This is a genomic window from Sphingobium indicum BiD32, from assembly GCF_000382885.1.
Classification (GTDB): domain Bacteria; phylum Pseudomonadota; class Alphaproteobacteria; order Sphingomonadales; family Sphingomonadaceae; genus Sphingobium; species Sphingobium japonicum_C.
The window spans coordinates 1-17,364 of sequence record NZ_CAVK010000070.1 but is presented as its reverse complement, the minus strand read 5'-3'; the positions used below and the strand labels follow the sequence as shown (position 1 = coordinate 17,364).

The 17,364-nt window shown below is 62.5% G+C and carries 14 protein-coding genes; 10 read left to right on the top strand and 4 right to left on the bottom strand.

Features of this window, described 5'->3' with window-relative positions; genetic code table 11:
* The first annotated feature begins 276 nt into the window (after positions 1–276).
* From EBBID32_RS07400 to EBBID32_RS07375, 6 genes are all read left to right on the top strand, one after another.
* Positions 277–2,475, top strand: a complete 2,199-nt coding sequence (locus tag EBBID32_RS07400) for a TonB-dependent receptor plug domain-containing protein (protein WP_051093300.1) — start codon at positions 277–279, stop codon at positions 2,473–2,475.
* A gap of 91 nt (positions 2,476–2,566) precedes the next feature.
* Positions 2,567–3,490: a phosphate/phosphite/phosphonate ABC transporter substrate-binding protein gene (locus EBBID32_RS07395; RefSeq protein ID WP_006953436.1), complete on the top strand. Its 924-nt coding sequence runs from the start codon at positions 2,567–2,569 to the stop codon at positions 3,488–3,490.
* Entirely contained in the window at positions 3,487–4,257 is a 771-nt protein-coding gene (locus EBBID32_RS07390) for a phosphonate ABC transporter ATP-binding protein (RefSeq protein ID WP_006953435.1), read from the top strand. The genes EBBID32_RS07395 and EBBID32_RS07390 overlap by 4 nt, the downstream gene beginning before the upstream one ends.
* On the top strand, positions 4,254–5,255 hold the full coding sequence (phnE, locus tag EBBID32_RS07385; protein ID WP_006953434.1) for a phosphonate ABC transporter, permease protein PhnE: 1,002 nt from the start codon (positions 4,254–4,256) through the stop codon (positions 5,253–5,255). Before EBBID32_RS07390 ends, phnE begins: the two co-directional genes overlap by 4 nt.
* Positions 5,256–5,282: 27 nt before the next feature.
* Positions 5,283–7,388 (top strand): phosphocholine-specific phospholipase C, encoded by a 2,106-nt coding sequence (locus tag EBBID32_RS07380; RefSeq protein ID WP_006953433.1) that lies wholly within the window; start codon positions 5,283–5,285, stop codon positions 7,386–7,388.
* A gap of 330 nt (positions 7,389–7,718) precedes the next feature.
* A complete protein-coding gene (locus EBBID32_RS07375; RefSeq protein WP_006953432.1) occupies positions 7,719–8,393 on the top strand; it encodes a glutathione S-transferase family protein in 675 nt (224 codons plus the stop codon).
* 3 nt (positions 8,394–8,396) lie between these two features.
* On the opposite strand, the gene EBBID32_RS24030 is transcribed toward EBBID32_RS07375, so the two are convergent.
* The 4 genes from EBBID32_RS24030 to EBBID32_RS07360 form a co-directional block, all read right to left on the bottom strand.
* Entirely contained in the window at positions 8,397–9,032 is a 636-nt protein-coding gene (locus EBBID32_RS24030; RefSeq protein WP_156022494.1) for a MuF-C-terminal domain-containing protein, read from the bottom strand.
* 5 nt (positions 9,033–9,037) lie between these two features.
* On the bottom strand, positions 9,038–9,460 hold the full coding sequence (gene ndk, locus EBBID32_RS07370; protein WP_006953431.1) for a nucleoside-diphosphate kinase: 423 nt from the start codon (positions 9,458–9,460) through the stop codon (positions 9,038–9,040).
* An 87-nt stretch (positions 9,461–9,547) separates the two neighbouring features.
* Positions 9,548–9,985 carry a DNA polymerase III subunit chi gene (locus tag EBBID32_RS07365; protein ID WP_006953430.1) on the bottom strand — a complete coding sequence of 146 codons (438 nt, stop codon included), beginning with the start codon at positions 9,983–9,985 and terminating at the stop codon, positions 9,548–9,550.
* A gap of 109 nt (positions 9,986–10,094) precedes the next feature.
* Positions 10,095–11,540 carry a leucyl aminopeptidase gene (locus EBBID32_RS07360; RefSeq protein ID WP_006953428.1) on the bottom strand — a complete coding sequence of 482 codons (1,446 nt, stop codon included), beginning with the start codon at positions 11,538–11,540 and terminating at the stop codon, positions 10,095–10,097.
* A gap of 285 nt (positions 11,541–11,825) precedes the next feature.
* Here EBBID32_RS07360 and EBBID32_RS07355 point away from each other — a divergent pair, with 285 nt between their 5' ends.
* From EBBID32_RS07355 to rsmA, 4 genes are all read left to right on the top strand, one after another.
* Complete coding sequence (locus EBBID32_RS07355; RefSeq protein ID WP_231382135.1) at positions 11,826–14,006, top strand: LPS-assembly protein LptD; 2,181 nt, start codon at positions 11,826–11,828, stop codon at positions 14,004–14,006.
* Between the two features lie 86 nt (positions 14,007–14,092).
* Positions 14,093–15,478 carry a peptidylprolyl isomerase gene (locus EBBID32_RS07350; protein WP_037489527.1) on the top strand — a complete coding sequence of 462 codons (1,386 nt, stop codon included), beginning with the start codon at positions 14,093–14,095 and terminating at the stop codon, positions 15,476–15,478.
* A complete protein-coding gene (pdxA, locus tag EBBID32_RS07345; RefSeq protein ID WP_006953420.1) occupies positions 15,456–16,481 on the top strand; it encodes a 4-hydroxythreonine-4-phosphate dehydrogenase PdxA in 1,026 nt (341 codons plus the stop codon). The genes EBBID32_RS07350 and pdxA overlap by 23 nt, the downstream gene beginning before the upstream one ends.
* The gene (gene rsmA, locus EBBID32_RS07340) at positions 16,471–17,310 is read left to right on the top strand and encodes a 16S rRNA (adenine(1518)-N(6)/adenine(1519)-N(6))-dimethyltransferase RsmA (protein ID WP_006953416.1); all 840 of its coding nucleotides are present in this window, start codon (positions 16,471–16,473) and stop codon (positions 17,308–17,310) included. The genes pdxA and rsmA overlap by 11 nt, the downstream gene beginning before the upstream one ends.
* Positions 17,311–17,364 lie beyond the last annotated feature (54 nt).

The window sequence follows — 17,364 nt, the reverse complement described above, 5'->3', positions numbered from 1 at the left end:
GTCATGGGAGTCCTGAACGGCGGGCGCGATCGCACCCCGCCTCTAACAGCATTTCGTCACCCTGCAAAATTGAGCGCATTTTAATCTGGTTCAATGCTGCATCACATTCCATCGCATCAAACTCATTTTTAATGCTTCAGAAAATTGAGTAACGTTCATTCAACTGTCACATCGGACTCCTACTTGCCCCCTGCAAGCGGTTGACGCGCTGCAGCATCGAGTCGGTTCCCGGACATGATGCGGCCCGGCAACCCGAACATTTATGGGGGTTTTGTCATGGTGAAACATTCACGTCCGTACGGCCGCTCAAAATTTGGCGCTGTGCATCTTGGCCTGTTGCTGGGGGCCAGCCTGTTGCCGACGATGGCAATGGCCCAGGCGCCCGCCGCTGCCGAAGCCGAGGCTGCTGCTTCATCGATCATCGTAACCGGCCAGCGCGTCGAAGCGACCAAAGTGGCGGCCGATGCCATCGCATTTGGCAATAATATCCAGATCGTCAGTTCCGAAGCGATCGCCGCCAGTGGTGCCAGCAACTTTGCGGAGCTGGCCCAGTTCCTCATCAAGGGCGCCAATATCGGCTATTCGCCGGACGAAGGCGAATATACCATCCGCCTGGACGGCGGCGGCGACCGCGACACGCTCGTCGTCCTCGATGGCGTGCCGCTTTACGATCGCGGTCCGGCTCTGGAAGATATTTGGGGATCGACGACCATCGACCCGCACATGATCGAACGGGTCGAAGTGTTTCGTGGCGGCAACAGCCTGTTCTTCGGATCGAACGGCGGGATCGGCGTCATCAGTCTGGTCACCAAGCGCCCCGACGGCACCAACAAGGTGGAACTGGGCGCAAGCTATGGCGAGTTCAATTCCCGCGAATTGTGGGGGAATGCCAAATTCGCGCTGGATGCCGAAGGGCGGCATAGCTTCATGGTCTATGGCAGCAGCCAGCAGACCGACGGCCCGCGGATTTTCGCACCGGAAAGCTATGTCGACAACGTCGCCAAGGCAGGCGGCATCCAGAAATATCCGCTCAACCGCAACAATATCGGCGTCAAATATCTGTGGAAGATCGACGACGACACCAATTTCCGGATCAACGGTCAATATACGCAGATCGAATTTCAGGATCCGTTCCCGGACAATGAAACCTTCTCGCCGAACCGGGTCCGCTACCCGATCGTCGATTTTTCGATCGACCGGCGCTGGTCGGACGCCATCTACACCGAACTGACCGGCTATTGGAGCAACCCACGGCTCAACAATACCGAAACCTTCGCCGAAACCTGCACAAACCGCGCCGGTTGCGTCGATGTGAAGGGCCAGCCGATCCGCTTCGGCGATGCCACGGGCCGATCGACCCCCTATCCCAACAAGGGGTTCGGCGCTGACTCCAAGGTCGGCGGCTTTCAGGAGCGGGGTCTGAATTTCCGCAACACCTTCACCTTCCCCAAGCTGGTGGAGTTCGTCGCCGGGGTGCAGGTCGTATCCTACAAGGATGACTCCGATCCGGTCTTTCCGGTCGGCGATGCCTCTACGACGATCACGGGTCTTTATCTCGACGCGCGGCCAGTCATCCCCTTCAGCCCGGATACCAAGATTTCACTCGCGGTACGCACCGATTTCGCCAAAAGCTTCGATTCCAAGACCATCTGGAAGTTCGGGTTCCGCCAGCCGATCGGTCCCTTCTACATTCGCGGCAACGGTGGCACATCCTACAGCCTGCCGCGTACCAACGAACTTTTCTCGGTCAGTCCGACCCAGGTCGGCAATCCGAACCTGCAGACCGAAACGACCGAGACCTATAATGGCGCGGTCGGGTTCAGCAAAGCGTTCGGGGCCATGCAGATCAATGCAGAGGTTGGCGCTTTCCGTACCGACATCAGCAACCGTATCCAGGGCACGTCCGGCCTGACGCCCAACACATGGTTCAACAACAGCGCCGTCACCGAAATCCGGGGCATCACGGCGGACATGGATTTCATCCTGGGCAAGCAGTTCACGGCAAACATCAACTACACGAAACAGCGGGCGCGCCTCGCGGGCACCGATCTCCAGATCAACGAGACGCCGGAATATATGATCACCGGCAATGTGGCCTGGCACAGCGCCAATGAACGGTTCCATGTCACCTTGCTGCCGCGCTATCAGGGGCCGGAATATGCGACGGGCGGCGGTAACGTCCGCCAGCCCGATGGCACCCTGGCCGCCCGGTTCCGCAACAATTTCGGCAACTATTTCGTCATGAACGGGTCTATCGCCTATTGGGCGGGTGACGAGCGGCAGCATCGCTTCCAGCTTCGCGTCGTCAATATCACCAACACCAAATATGCCGAACGCTATGGCTACGGCAATATGCGCTTCAGTTCGGCGTTCCTGCGCGGCGAAATTGCGGCGAACAGCGACGCCTATTTCTACGGCTATGAATTCGAGGGCAAGCCCCGCGCGGTCTACGCCTCCTTCACCACCAGCTTCTGATCGCCCGCATGAAAGCGCATTCACCGCCATGTCACAGCCCACGCCTATCCCGTCCGCCGCTCCGGCGGAGCGGGATAGGAAGGATGTGCATATGAAACGGTGGATGATCGCGGCGATCTTGGTGCTGATGGCGGGCGGGGCTGGCCTGTTCTGGGCGACCCGACCAAATCAAAAGACAGAGCCGTTGCACGTTCTGCTCATTCCCGCCGATGGCGGCACGGAAAGCGGCACGCTGGCGGATTACCAGCCAATCTTCAATGCCGTGTCGCGTAACACCGGACTGACCTTCGACCTCAAGGTCGCGCAATCCTATGGCGCGGTGGTCGAGGGGATGTGCAACGGGGCGGCCGACATCGCCTTTGTCGGCCCCGTCACCTATTTGCAGGCGAAGGATCGCGGTTGCGCCGAATTGCTGGCGGTCGCCGTCAAATCCGGCGCCTCGGTCTATTATGCCGGGTTGTTCGCGGGCAAGGACGCCGCCATCGCCACCGCGGCCGACGTGCGTGGCAAGCGCGTGGCCTTTGGCGACGTCAACTCGACCTCCTCCTTCGTTTTTCCGATGACCATGCTGATGGATGCGGGGATCGACCCGGCCAGGGATTTGAAGGAGGTCCGCCTGACCGGCAGCCATGCCAGCAGCCTTGCCGCCTTGTTGCAGGGGCAGGTCGACGTCGCCGCCCTCTCCTTTGAAAGCTATGAAAAGGCGGTGCGGGAGAATGTGCCGGGTGTTCGCGACGTGAAGATCATCGCGCGCAGCGATCCCATTCCCTACCCGCCCTTGGTCGTGAACAGCAAACTGCCGGCCGCTACCCGCGATCGGTTGCAATCCGCGTTCCAGAATATCGCCCATGAACCGGGCATCACGCCAGAGATGATCCGGGGCTATGGCGGGGGCCAGGTCGATGGTTATGACGCCCATTTCCCCGCCGCCAAATTCAACCCCGCCGCGCAGAAGATGGCGATGGTCAGCGACGCGCTGAAGGCGGAAATCCTCAAGAAATCGGCGCAGCGATGATGGATATCCGCTTCGATAACAGCATGGTTCACTATCCCGACGGCACATGCGCGCTGGACGGTGTGTCCTTCACGGTCCCGGCGGGGCAATTTTGCGTCGTGCTGGGCCATTCGGGTGCCGGAAAGTCCACCCTGCTGCGCACCGTCAATGGCTTGTCCGCGATAACGGGTGGTCGCGTGGTCGTGGGCGGCAAGCCGGTCGATCGCAAGACCCTGCCCCTTTTGCGTCGTCGGATCGGCATGGTTCACCAGCATTATGGACTGACCGCCAGGGCCAGCGTCGCAACCAATGTCATGGCGGGCGCGGTGCCTGCCATGCCCTTTTGGCGGGCGCTATCGGGCTTTTATACCCCGGCCTGGCAGGACAAGGCCTGCGCCCTCATCGCCGCTGTCGGCCTGGAAGAAGCGCATCTTGCCCGCCGTGCCGATCGCCTGTCGGGCGGCCAGCAGCAGCGCGTCGGCATCGCGCGTGCCTTCATGCTGGACCCCGCCATCATCCTGGCCGACGAGCCGGTCGCCAGCCTCGACCCCCGTTTGAGCCGCGAGGTGCTGGATCTGTTGCGGACACAGGCGCGCGAACGCGGCGCGACCGTGCTGTGCAGCCTGCATCAGGTGGATCTGGCGCGCGATTATGCCGACCGCATCATAGCCTTGCAGGGTGGCCGGGTCGTGTTCGACGGGCCGCCCGCCATGTTCGACGACTATGACGCCAGGCGCATCTACGCAAAGCAGGATGCGGCCGCGCCGGTCCAGGCGGTGCTGGCATGACCGCGCAGGCGCACACCCGCTGGTCCTACCCGCGCCCCTATGGCAGCGGCACGATCCTGGCGCTGATCGGCGCGGCCCTGCTGCTCTGGTACACGGGCCAGCGCGTCGAAATCGGTCGGATGGTCATGATGACGACGCAGGCCGTTGCCGTGCAATTCGGCCTGGCCGACCAATCGCAGGTCGCCGACGGCCTTGGCAACGCCATCGGCCAACTCGTCCCCATCCAGCTGTCCGAGCGGCAGGAGATCAGCCGGATCGAGGATTTCGATCCTGCCGATCTGCCATTCCTCTCTCATATCGAGCTTGTCGAACGCCGCGCGGAAACGATCAATCCGCAAACCATGCGGATGGAAAGTCGCCCGGTCCGTACGACCTATCTGGTGCAACCGCTCGGCTATGTCTGGCTGGTCGCGGCCAAGATGCTGGAGACGCTGGAAATCGCGCTCTGGGGTACGATCGTCGCCATCCTCATCGGCTTTCCCCTGGCGTTGCTGAGCGCACGCAACATGATGCGGTTCGCGGCCATCCGCATGGTGGCGCGCGGCATCATCGGCTTTTGCCGGGCCGTTCCAGAACTGGTCAGCGCCCTGTTTCTCGTCATTGCCTATGGTTTCGGGCCGATCGCGGGCATATTGGCGCTTGGCCTCTATGGTGCCGGTTTCCTTGGCAAATTCTATGCCGACGATGCCGAAAATGCCGACCCCCGGCCGCAGGAAGCCCTGACCGCCATCGGCGCGGGCAAGATGCTGATGTGGCGCTATGCCATCCTGCCCCAGATACTGCCCCAATATATCGCCTACACGCTCTACATTCTGGACCGGAATGTCCGCATGGCGACCGTCATCGGGCTGGTGGGCGCGGGCGGCATCGGTCAGGAACTCAAGGGCCGCTACGACATGTATGAATATGGCCATGTCGGCACCATCCTGATCGCCATCTTCATCGTCGTCCTGCTGCTGGATCGCAGCGCCGGGCGGCTGCGCAAATCCCTGTTGTAAACCCCCATCCTATCGATCGGAGCGGCCATGTCCCTGAAGAACAGACGCGATTTCCTCAAGACCGCCAGCGTGGCGGGGACCATGGCGGCCATACCGGGCAGCATCGGCCGGGCGCTGGCCATCGCGCCCAAGCGCGTGACGGGCACGATCAAGGACGTGAAGCATATCGTCATCCTGATGCAGGAAAACCGGTCGTTCGATCATTATTTCGGTACGATGAAGGGGGTGCGCGGCTTTGGCGATCGTCACCCAATCCCACTGCCCGACAATCGCCCGGTCTGGTGGCAATCCAACGGCGTGCGCGATCTGCCGCCTTTCCATCTGGATACGGAGCGGACCAACGCGCTCAAGGTGCCTGGGACGCCGCACAGCTTCTCCGACGCGCAAGCCGCCTGGAACCAGGGCAAATTCGGCCTGTGGCCCAAATATAAGACCGATTATTCGATGGGCTATTACAAGCGCGACGACATCCCGTTCCAGTTCGCGCTCGCTGAAGCCTTTACCATTTGCGACGCCTATCATTGTTCGGTCACCAGCGGCACCGACCCCAATCGCATCATATTCTGGTCCGGCTCCAGCTTCGACCCCAAGGTTGCCGCGCAGGGCGTGAATTGCCGGGACACGCATTCGGAGCCCAACAATCTGCGCTGCTGGATCAAGGGTGCGCTGCCGGAGCCTGGCTATACCTATGCCGGCAATGCGCTCGAATGGGCGACCATCCCCGAAGTGCTGGAGGCAGCCGGGGTCGACTGGCGCATCTATCAGGATCCCAATGACAATTGGACCGGGGCGATGCACGGCGGTCTGGCCTTCAAGGGGTTCCGCGATGCCAAGCCGCAATCCGCCCTCTACCAGCGCGGCATGAGCGAATTTTCGCTCGAACAATTCGCCAGGGATGTGAAGGACGGCACCCTGCCCGCCGTGTCCTGGATATTGCCGCCCAAGGAGCGATCGGAGCATCCCAGCGCTTCGACCCCGATCGAAGGCGCAGCCTTCACGGCGGAAGTTCTTGATGCGCTCACCGCCAACCCGGACCTGTGGAGCCAGACCGTATTCTTTCAGACGTTCGACGAAAATGACGGGCTGTTCGACCATGTGCCGCCGCCCGCGCCGCCTTCCTATAATCGCGACGGCACAATGGCGGGCAAGGCGACGCTCGATCTGGCGGGTGCCTATTTCGACGACCATGAGGATAAATATACGTCGCGCGATGACGATGTGAGCGGCACGACGCGCCCCTGGGGCCTTGGTCCGCGCGTGCCCATGTATGTCGTTTCGCCATGGAGCCGGGGTGGCTGGGTCAATAGCGAGATATTCGATCACACATCCGTCGGCCAGTTCCTGGAGAAGCGTTTCGGTATCACGATCCCCGGTATCAGCCCATGGCATCGCGCCGTCTGTGGTGACCTTACCAGTTGCTTCGATTTCAGCCAGAACGGCGATCGCAGTTTCCCCACGCTGCCCGATGTCAGCGCCGCCAGCGCGATCCTGGCCGACCATCTGACCCGTCCCAAGGCGCTGCCTCCACGCGCGCCGCAGGACATGTATCAGGAAGCGGGCATCCGCCGCTCGCGCGCTCTGCCTTACATCCTCCACGTCGATGCTGTGGCAACGAAGGATGCGCTGGTTCTGACATTTGCCAATGAAGGCAGGGCGGGTGCGGTTTTCCACGTCTATGACAAGCACAGGCTGGATCAGATCCCGCGCCGTTACACCGTGGAAGCGGGTAAATCGCTGAACGATCGATGGGCCGCTGACGCCGGCGGCCGCTTCGACCTCGTCGCGCTTGGCCCCAACGGCTTCGTGCGAGGCTTCACCGGCGATCTGGTGCAGGCCGCCGCAGCGCCCGTGCTCACCGCCCGCTATGATGCGGCGGGCAAGGCCATGCGCCTGCGCCTTGCATCGGCTGGATCGACACCTGTCAGCGTCACTCTGGGCAAGGATGCCTATGGTGTCCAGACCGATCGGGCTATCACGGTGGTGGGTGGCAGCAGCACGAACGAACGCTGGCCGGTGGCGAAGAGCGAAGACTGGTATGATCTGACCGTCGCCATGGCGGGCATGGACATCCGCCTTGCCGGACGGGTCGAGACCGGGCGCCACGGCATCAGCGACCCGCTCATGCGGGCCTGAAGCCGAGTAGGTAAGGAAAGAGGGCCGGACGAGAAATCGGCCAGCCCTCTTTTGCTGAGCGATATAGGGTCTGTGGAGATTTAGATTTGGTAGCAGGCAAGTGAGAATCCCGACTGCGAATCGCGTGTGTTGAGGCCGGAAGATTCACGTTTGAGAATCGAACCCATTTTGATTCCTGCATTGAATGGACGCGAATTGGAGAGGCCTTGAATTATTGTTTAATATCAATCGTATAGAATAAGAACTCGATCCCGACTCAGCCAAAATCTCTGTTCCGTCGCTGGTTTCCCGCTCTCGACTTATGCGCGCCGCTGCGGCTAAAGCAGCGGCATGATGAAGCTGTTTATCGGGAATAAAGCCTATTCGAGCTGGTCGCTGCGCGGCTGGCTGGCCTGCAAGCTGTCCGGCCTGCCCTTTGAAGAGGCGGTCGTCCCCCTCTATGACGAGGCGTGGGAAAAGCGGCGCGAGGGCGACGAGTTTGCGCCCTCTTCCGGCAAGGTGCCGATCCTGTGGGATGGCGACGACATTGTCGTGTGGGACAGCCTGGCCATCGTCGAATATCTCAACGAAAAGACCGGGAACGAGAAATTCTGGCCCGCCGATCCCGCCGCGCGCGCCATGGCCCGGTCGATGGCGGCGGAAATGCACTCCAGCTTCGCCGCGCTGCGCCGTGAGCATAGCATGAATATCCGCCAGATTTACGATGCTGTGCCACCATCCGAAGCGGTCAAGCAGGATCTGGCGCGGCTGATGCAGCTTTGGGCACAGGCCCGCGCCCGCCATGGTGGCGACGGTGATTTCCTTTTCGGCCCGTTCGGCGCGGCCGACGTGATGTTCGCGCCGGTCGTCACGCGGCTGATTACCTACCAGCTTCCCGTGGCCCGTTTTGCGCAATCCTATATGCAGGCCATCATCGCCCATCCCTGGATGCAGGAATGGATCGGCGGTGCGCAGGCCGAAGATTGGGTGATCGACCGGTTCGAGGTGCCACCGCAGGCAGTGTGAACATTATTCACATGATTTTGCGTCTGGATTCAACGAATCCTTGACTATTGACCGAACCGTCAATATCTTTCTTTTTGGCTTCGCTGGCCCGTCTACTGAAATCAGATCAGATGACGAGGGGATAGCGACAGCAGACTCCGGCTTCGGCTCAGAGTCAGCGAAGTCCGCTTTTTCATATACAAAATTGCCACGCTTTTTTGCGTCATCGATTTGCTTCTTGATCCAATCGAACCCGCTTCTTTCACCATGCGGTTCTTTCCCATAGACGGACAGCACAACATTCTGCGCCGGACTTTGATCCGCGACAATCGGAACGATGACGGGATTACCGTCACAATCACAAACGACCAGTGCGATTACGACTGTCCCGTCATCTCGCGTTGACGGAAAGATCGCCAAGGGATCTTTTAGAAGATCAGGTAAATTATACCAGTCAGCCAGGGACACTTCGGGGTGATCACGTCGCGCTTTGGCTATTTTGCCGGCGGACATGACCAGATCAGCGGGTTGAAGTCCCGCCGATCTCAGCAAGGCCGGCGTTGGGGATAGCTTGACGAACCGTATATGCTTCGCGTCACCGCGAAGAATGGCGTCGACATTGCGAATCCAGCTTTGTTTCGCTTTGTCGACGCCAGCCATTCAGATCAGCCGACGATTTCTTCCGGCTTGAAGAAGAAGGCGATTTCGGTCGCGGCATTTTCTTCGCTGTCCGAACCATGGACCGAATTGGCTTCGATCGATTCGGCCAGTTCCTTGCGGATCGTGCCAGCATCAGCGTTCGCGGGGTTGGTGGCGCCCATGATGTCGCGGTTGCGCTGAACGGCATTTTCGCCTTCCAGCACCTGGACGACGACCGGGCCGGAAATCATGAAAGCGACGAGGTCGGCGAAGAAGGGGCGTTCCTTGTGGACGCCGTAAAAGCCTTCGGCCTGTTCGCGGCTCATGCGGATGCGCTTGGACGCGACAACGCGCAGACCGGCTTCCTCCAGCATCTTGGTGACGGCGCCGGTCAGGTTGCGACGGGTCGCGTCGGGCTTGATGATCGAAAAAGTGCGCGTGACGGCCATGGCCCTCGATACTCCGAATGGTTGGAAATGCTGGGCGCGCCTTTAGACGGGGCAGGGGCAGGCCGCAAGAGCATTAACCGCCGCCTGTTATGGCCCCTGCACCCATTTGCGCCCGTCCTGCCGCCAGAAGCGCGGGGTAACCTCCTCCCGCTTGGACAGGGTGCGCCAGCTGGCACGCGCGCCGTCGATCGTGTCAGCGTCAAAAAAATAGAAGGCGCGATCGAAATCCAGCGCTTCGTCGCGCCACAGCCCGTCGGCCAGCGCGACATGGCGCGCGCCATTGGCGGCGGCGCAGCTTGTGGCCAACAGGATGGGCTGATGCCCCTCCCCCATCTCGCCCGCGCGGCCATGGGCCAGGAAGCTGTCGGGCGGGCCATTCCACAGCCCGGCGGAAATCCGCTCCAGCCGGTCCGGTTCGTCCGCCACCACCAGCAGGCGCGCGCCCAGCGACAGGATGCGCGCCGCGATGGCGGGCAGCACCTGATCGACGGGATCGCGGCTCAGCTGATAGAAATCGACCTGCATGGTCCTAAAATCCTAACCCCGTTCGCCCTGAGCCTGTCGAAGGGCTGTTCTTCTTTGCGCAGAAGGACAAGGCTTCGACAGGCTCAGCCCGAACGGGCGTGGGTGCATCTTACTGCTCGAACTTGTCCGCAACAAACTGGTCGAGCAGGCGCACGCCATAACCGGTTGCGCCCTTGTCGAAGGTCGCGCCGGGCTTGTCGGCCCAGACCATCCCGGCAATGTCGAGATGCGCCCATTTGACGCCATCGTCGATGAAGCGCTTGATAAACTGCGCGGCAGTGATCGACCCCGCGTAACGCCCGCCGATATTCTTCATGTCGGCGATCGGGCTGTCGATCAGCTTGTTGTAAGCATCGGACAGCGGGAAGCGCCACAAAGGCTCGCCGCTGGCCTTGCCCGCTGCGGTCAGATCGTCCGACAGGCCGTCATCGTTGGAGAAAAGCCCGGCATATTGATCGCCCAGCGATACCAGGATCGCGCCGGTCAGCGTCGCCAGATCCACCACCGTATCGGGCGCATAGGTTTTCTGCGCCCAGGTCAGCGCATCGCACAGCACCAGTCGCCCTTCGGCGTCGGTGTTGATCACCTCGATCGTCTGGCCGGACATGGACGTCACAATGTCGCCTGGGCGCTGGGCATTGCCGTCGGGCATATTTTCAACCAGGCCGCAAATGCCCACGACATGCGCCTTGGCCTTGCGCCCGGCCAGCGCCTTGATCGCGCCTGCGACAGCGCCCGCGCCGCCCATGTCCCACTTCATATCCTCCATGCCAGCGGCGGGCTTGATCGAGATGCCGCCCGTATCGAAGGTCACGCCCTTGCCGACGATCACGAGCGGCTTTTCAACCGCGCCATCGGTGCCATCCCATTCCAGCGCCAGCATTCGCGCGTCGCGCACCGACCCCTGCGCCACGCCGAGCAGCGCGCCCATGCCGAGCTTTTCCATCGCCGGGCGATCCAGCACGCTGATCTTGACGCCTAGCTCTGCGAGATGCTGGCAGCGCGCCACGAAGCTTTCGGGGTAAATGACGTTGGCCGGTTCCGATACCAGTTCGCGGGTCAGGGCGACGCCCGCCGCCACCGCCGCGTGCCGGTCCCACGCGGCACCGGCATCGGTCGATACGATCGTGACCGTCGTCAGCGTCGGCTTGGCCTTTTCCGGCTGGCGGGTACGGTAGGTGTCGATCCGCCAGCCGCGCAGCAACGCCCCCAGCGCCAGCCGCGCCGCGCCCTCGCCACTCACGCCGCCGACAAACTCCACCGCTGCATGGGTCGCGCCGCTGGTCAGCAGCCGTGCGGTCAATGCGCCACCGGCCCGCTCCAGGTCCGCGTCGCTGCCCGTGCCGGTTCCCAGCAGGACGATGCGCAGCACCTTGCCGCATTCATCCACGAAGCTCTCGAACGTCGCGCCCGCTTCCCCGGTAAAGCGGGCAGCGGCAGCGCCCGCCACCAGCGTCGCGGATGCAGCGACCGGCAGGCTGTCAGGCGCCCCCTTGGGCAGCGCCAGAACCAGAGTGTCGGCATCGGGACGGGTCGGGCTGATCGCGATATCCATCAAGGGACCTTTTCTTCAAGTCGGTGTCGGGGACGTAATCTTCGCCAAATAGTGCGGCTTGTCCCGTCTGGCAAAGGCGTTCGACCGATTTTGCCGGAAAAGAGCGCAGCGGAGCGATTGCGGCGCGCGCCAAGCGGTGCGATAGGCAGGCGCAGATACCGCCCCTTCATGAGGCCTGACCTTTTGGCTATCCCCCCCGCTCCCCTTTCTCCTATTTCCCAGTCCTTGCGTCCCGCCCTGCTGATCGGCTGCGCCCTGTCGTGCCTGGCGGTCATCACGCCGGCCATGGCGCAGCAGCTCAACGAACCGCAGGTGCCGATCAGCGCGCCCGACGCTCCCGTTCCGGCCAGCGACGACCAGATCGGCTTTGCCGCCGATGCGCTGCAATATGACGGCAACGCCGAAATCGTCACGGCCAGCGGCTCGGTTCAGTTGCTGCGCGATGGCAATCGCCTGCGCGCGGACAAGGTCGTGTGGAACCGCACCAGCGGCAAGGTGGAGGCGATCGGCAATGTCTCGGTCACCGATCCCGACGGCAATATCGCCTATGGCGACCGGTTCGATGTCACCGATACGCTGAAAGACGGCGTGGTCGACAATATGCTGCTGGTGCTTCAGTCTGGCGGCCGTCTGGCAGCGGCCACCGGCACGCGCACCAATGGCATCTATACGCTCAACCGGGCCGCCTATACCGGCTGCGCGGTCGAGGATAGCGATGGCTGCCCCAAGGAGCCGACCTGGCAGATCAATGCGGTCAAGGTCGTCTATGACCCGACGCGCGAACGGGTCACCTATACCAACGCCAATATCGAACTGTTCGGCCTGCCGCTGATCCCGCTGCCCGGCCTGTCCCATCCGGTCGGTGAAGGCGGCGGCAGCGGCCTGTTGGTGCCCAATTTGCGCTATGACCGAAACAACGGTTTTGAAGTGGCGCTGCCCTATTATTTCAAGCTGGCACCCAATCGCGACCTGACGGTCACGCCGCACGTCTATAGCAACAGCCTGCCCATGCTGGAGGCTGGCTTTCGCCATCTTTATGATCGCGGTGCCTATCAGATCACCGGCTATGCCACCTATGGCAGCCGCGTCGCCACCGGCGACAGCAGCGCCGGGACGACGCCTGCCGCATCCGAAAAGGATATGCGTTTCTATCTGGACGCCAGCGGCGGATTGCAGCTGACCCCGGAATGGAGCGTCGATGGATCGATTCGCTTCGCCAGCGACCGCACCTTCCTGCGCCGCTACGACATCAGCCGCGATGACCGGCTGCGGTCCACGCTGGGCGCGCAGCGAATCGGCCAGAACAGCTATTTCTCGCTGCGCGGCTGGGCGGTGCAGACGTTGCGCGCAGGCGATTCTCAGGGTCAGACGCCGATCGCGCTGCCGGTCATCGACTATCGGCTGCGACTGAAAGACCCGCTGCTGGGCGGTGTGCTGCAATTGCAGGCCAATACGCTGGCGATCACCCGCACGCATGGCCAGGACACGCAACGCGCCTTTACGGCTGCCGAATGGAATCTGCGCACCCTGACCGGCATGGGACAGGAAGTCACCTTCACCGGCTACCTGCGCGGCGACGTCTATCACAGCAGTGACAACGGACTGACAACGACCGCCAGCTATGCCGGCGATCCGGGCTGGCAGGCGCGCGGCATCGCCGCCGCCGCGGTGGACATGCTCTGGCCCTTCATCGGCGAAGCCTTCGGCGGCGTGCAGCGGATCGCCCCGCGCATCCAGATCGTCGCGGCGCCAAAGCTCTCTAACCTGTCGCTGCCCAATGAGGATGCCCGCGCCGTCGATCTGGAGGACAGCAACCTCTTCGCTCTCAACCGTTTCGCAGGCTATGACCGGTTCGAGGATTCGACGCGGATCACCTATGGGCTGGAATATAGCCTGTCCCTGCCCGACTTCTCGCTCCAGAGCATTGTGGGACAAAGCTATCGCCTCGACAGCCGCACCAGCATATTGCCCGACGGCACCGGCCTGTCGGATCGCACGTCCGACATCGTCGGTCGCACCACTGTGCGTTACAAGGATTTCATCAGCTTCACCCACCGTTTCCGGCTGGACAAGGACAATCTCTCTGTCCGCCGCAATGAGTTGGACGCGACCGTGGGCAGCAAGAATACTTATGCCATGGTCGGCTATCTGCGGCTCAATCGCGATGCACTGGCGGCGCTGGAGGATTTGCAGGACCGGGAGGAATTGCGGCTGGGCGGGCGCATCCAGTTCGCCCGCTTCTGGTCTGTGTTCGGCTCCACCGTACTTGATCTGACCGATGGCAAGGAAGATCCGCTCAGCATTGCCGACGGTTACGAACCGGTCCGCCATCGTCTGGGCATCGCCTATGAGGATGATTGCCTGACGCTTGGGCTGACCTGGCGGCGCGATTATCAGGCCAATGGCGACGCGCGAAAGGGCAATGCTTTCCAGCTTCGGCTAGCTTTCCGCAATATTGGCATATAAGGATCACCGTTCCCGCTACCCTGTCAGGGCTGGTTCAGGCGGACTGGCGCATTCGTGCCGGACCGTATTGGAGATATTTGCCGACGATGCTGCCTGTCGTTTCCACGCCCACCCGCATGTTTCCGGCCGTTCGTTCGGCCCTGCGTACCCTGTTCCTGTCCTCCGCGCTGATCGGCGTCGGGGTGCAGGGCGTTACCGCGCAAACGGTTGACGATGGCGGCAATGTTGCCAGCCAGCAGCTCAACCTGCCCCAGGACGTCACCGTTTTTGGCAAGAGCGACCCCAATGTCCGCAAGGCAACCGCGATCGTCAACGGCCGTATCATCACCGGCACCGACATCGACCAGCGCCTCGCACTGATCATCACTGCCAATGGCGGCAAGGTGGAAGCGGAGGAAAAGGAGCGTCTGCGGGTGCAGGTGCTGCGCAACCTGATCGACGAAACGCTCCAGATCCAGGAAGCCGCCGCCAACGACATCAAGGTCGACCCGGCCGAAATCCAGCAAAGCTATGAACGGGTCGCGGCCAATTTCCGCCAGTCGCCGGAGCAATTCGACGCCTATCTGCGCAGCCAGGGCAGTTCGGCGGCCAGCATCAAGCGCCAGATCGAGGGCGAGCTGGCCTGGAGCCGCCTGCAACGGCGCAATATCCAGCCGTTCGTCAACGTGTCCGAGGATGAGGTGAAGTCGGTGGTCGACCGGCTGAACGCGGCCAAGGGCAGCGACGAATTCCGCATCGGCGAAATCTATCTGTCGGCGACTCCGGAAAATCGCGAACAGATAATCGCCAATGCACGCAACATCATTCAGCAGATCCAGCAGGGTGGCAGCTTTGCCGCCTATGCCCGGCAGTTTTCCGAAGCATCGACGGCAGCGGTCGGGGGTGATCTGGGCTGGGTCCGCCCGGCCCAACTGCCTTCAGAACTGGCCAACGCCGCCACCGACATGCAGGTCGGCCAGATTGCCGGGCCGATCGAGGTCGCAGGCGGTGTTTCGCTGATCTACGTCATGGACAAGCGTAAGGTGCTGACCGCCGATCCGCGCGATTCGCTGCTCAGCCTGAAACAGCTGTCGGTCCTTTTCCCGCAAGGCACGACCAAGGAACAGGCGAGCGCCAAGGCCGCCAGCTTCGCTGCCGCGATCAAGGAGATCAAGGGCTGCGGTCAGGCCAACGAAGTTGGTGCAAGGATCGGCGCGGACGTGGTCGATAATGACAATGTGAAGCTGCGCGATTTACCGCCCCAGTTGCAGGAAATCCTGCTCAACCTTCAGGTCGGCGAAGCCACGCCGCCCTTCGGTTCGATCACCGACGGCGTCCGTGTGCTGATCGTCTGTGGCCGGGATGATCCTGCATCGGCCAATGCGCCCAATCCCGAACAGATTATGGCGCAGTTGGAAGAAGAACGGGTCAACAAGCGTGCGCGCATCTATCTGCGCGATCTGCGTCGTGATGCGATCATCGAATATAACTGAGCCCTCGCCTCTCGCGCCATTTGCGGTTTCGCTCGGCGATCCGGCCGGGATCGGGCCGGAAATCGTCGCCAAAAGCTGGGTGATGCGCGACGCGCGCGGCCTGCCGCCCTTCTTTGCGGTCGGCGACGTCGCGGCATTGCGCGCGGTCTGGCTGGGACCGATCGCGATGATCAGCGCGCCGGAGGAAGCCGCTGCCGCCTTCGGATCGGCATTGCCCTGCCTTCAGGTCGGACAGGCGGGCGAGATCGTTCCCGGCGCACCCAGCGTCGAAGGTGCGCGCACCGCGTTTGAATCGCTCGAAGCCTCGGTCGGCCTTGCCCGGTCCGGGTCGGCGGCGGGCATCGTCACCGCCCCGGTGGGCAAGGAACAGCTTTACGGCGTGGGCTTCACCCATCCGGGCCAGACCGAATTCGTCGCCGAACGCTGTGGCGTATCGCCGCACAATGCAGTGATGATGCTGGCCGGACCATCGCTCAAGGTCGTGCCGGTCACGATCCACATTCCGCTGAGCGAAGTGCCTATGGCGCTGACCATCGACCTGATCCGCGCCCGCGCGATCACCACGGTCAAGGGATTGCAAAGGAATTTCGGCATTCCCCGCCCCCGCCTCGCCGTTGCAGGGCTGAACCCCCATGCGGGGGAAGGTGGCGCACTGGGTCGCGAGGAAATCGACATCATCCGCCCGGCGGTCGAATCCCTGCGGGAAGAGGGCTATGACATTGTAGGGCCGCTGGCCGCGGACGGCATGTTCCACGCCCGCGCCCGCGAAGCCTATGATGCAGCTTTGTGCATGTATCATGATCAGGCGCTGATCCCGATCAAGACGCTGAATTTCGACGATGGCGTCAATATCACGCTGGGCCTGCCGATCATTCGCACCTCCCCCGATCATGGCACCGCCTTTGGCATCGCTGGCACCGACAGCGCCAATCCCGGCGCGATGATCGCCGCGCTGCGCATGGCCGCCGACGCCGCCCGCGCGCGTGCCGCCTATGTCGGTTGAGGGCAAGGTGAAGCTCCCGCCGCTGCGGGAGGTGATCGCCACGCACGGGCTGCAGGCCAGCAAGGCGCTGGGGCAGAATTTCCTGCTCGACGAACAATTGCTCGACCGGATCGCCGCTGTTCCCGGCACGATCGACGGCCAGCCCGCGTTCGAGGTTGGTCCCGGTCCCGGCGGCCTGACCCGCGCTATTCTGCGGGCCGGAGCAAAGCTCGTCGCTGTCGAACGCGACCGGCGTTGCCTACCGGCTCTTGCTGAACTGGACGCCGCCTTTCCGGGTCAATTGCGCATCCTGTCGGGCGACGCGATGGAAATCGACGCCCGCGCCGAAGCGGGCGACGGCGCGCACATCATCGCCAACCTGCCCTATAATGTCGGCACGGCGCTGCTGATCGGCTGGCTGTCGGCCCCATGGGAGCCGCTGCCCTGGTGGTCCACCCTGACGCTGATGTTCCAGATGGAGGTCGCCGAACGCATCGTCGCCCAACCCGGCACCGACCATTATGGCCGCCTGGCGATCCTGTCCCAATGGCGCAGCGACGCCCGCATCGCGATGAAGGTCCACCGCAGCGCCTTCACCCCGCCGCCCAAGGTCATGTCCGCCGTCGTCCACCTGACGCCCAGGCCCGCGCCCGACGGCGTGCAGCTCAAACATCTCGAACGCCTGACCGCCGCCGCCTTCGGCCAGCGCCGCAAGATGCTGCGCCAGAGTTTGAAGGGACTGCCCGGCGCGCTTGATGCACTGGCGGAGATCGGCATTGATCCGCAAAGGCGCGCCGAGACGGTCAGCGTCGAAGAATTTGTCGCGGTCGCGCGGGTGCTGGGGCGGTAGGCTCACACTGCGCCTTAGAATCGCTGCCTTCTCTTTGATCCGTTCGTTTCGAGC

Bases quoted from the DNA above. Each gene is read 5' to 3' on its own strand.
- EBBID32_RS07400 (WP_051093300.1), top strand. From the start codon at position 277: ATGGTGAAACATTCACGTCCGTACGGCCGCTCAAAATTTGGCGCTGTG.
- EBBID32_RS07395 (WP_006953436.1), top strand. From the start codon at position 2,567: ATGAAACGGTGGATGATCGCGGCGATCTTGGTGCTGATGGCGGGCGGG.
- EBBID32_RS07390 (WP_006953435.1), top strand. From the start codon at position 3,487: ATGATGGATATCCGCTTCGATAACAGCATGGTTCACTATCCCGACGGC.
- phnE (WP_006953434.1), top strand. From the start codon at position 4,254: ATGACCGCGCAGGCGCACACCCGCTGGTCCTACCCGCGCCCCTATGGC.
- EBBID32_RS07380 (WP_006953433.1), top strand. From the start codon at position 5,283: ATGTCCCTGAAGAACAGACGCGATTTCCTCAAGACCGCCAGCGTGGCG.
- EBBID32_RS07375 (WP_006953432.1), top strand. From the start codon at position 7,719: ATGATGAAGCTGTTTATCGGGAATAAAGCCTATTCGAGCTGGTCGCTG.
- EBBID32_RS24030 (WP_156022494.1), bottom strand. From the start codon at position 9,032: ATGGCTGGCGTCGACAAAGCGAAACAAAGCTGGATTCGCAATGTCGAC.
- ndk (WP_006953431.1), bottom strand. From the start codon at position 9,460: ATGGCCGTCACGCGCACTTTTTCGATCATCAAGCCCGACGCGACCCGT.
- EBBID32_RS07365 (WP_006953430.1), bottom strand. From the start codon at position 9,985: ATGCAGGTCGATTTCTATCAGCTGAGCCGCGATCCCGTCGATCAGGTG.
- EBBID32_RS07360 (WP_006953428.1), bottom strand. From the start codon at position 11,540: ATGGATATCGCGATCAGCCCGACCCGTCCCGATGCCGACACTCTGGTT.
- EBBID32_RS07355 (WP_231382135.1), top strand. From the start codon at position 11,826: ATGGCGCAGCAGCTCAACGAACCGCAGGTGCCGATCAGCGCGCCCGAC.
- EBBID32_RS07350 (WP_037489527.1), top strand. From the start codon at position 14,093: ATGCTGCCTGTCGTTTCCACGCCCACCCGCATGTTTCCGGCCGTTCGT.
- pdxA (WP_006953420.1), top strand. From the start codon at position 15,456: ATGCGATCATCGAATATAACTGAGCCCTCGCCTCTCGCGCCATTTGCG.
- rsmA (WP_006953416.1), top strand. From the start codon at position 16,471: ATGTCGGTTGAGGGCAAGGTGAAGCTCCCGCCGCTGCGGGAGGTGATC.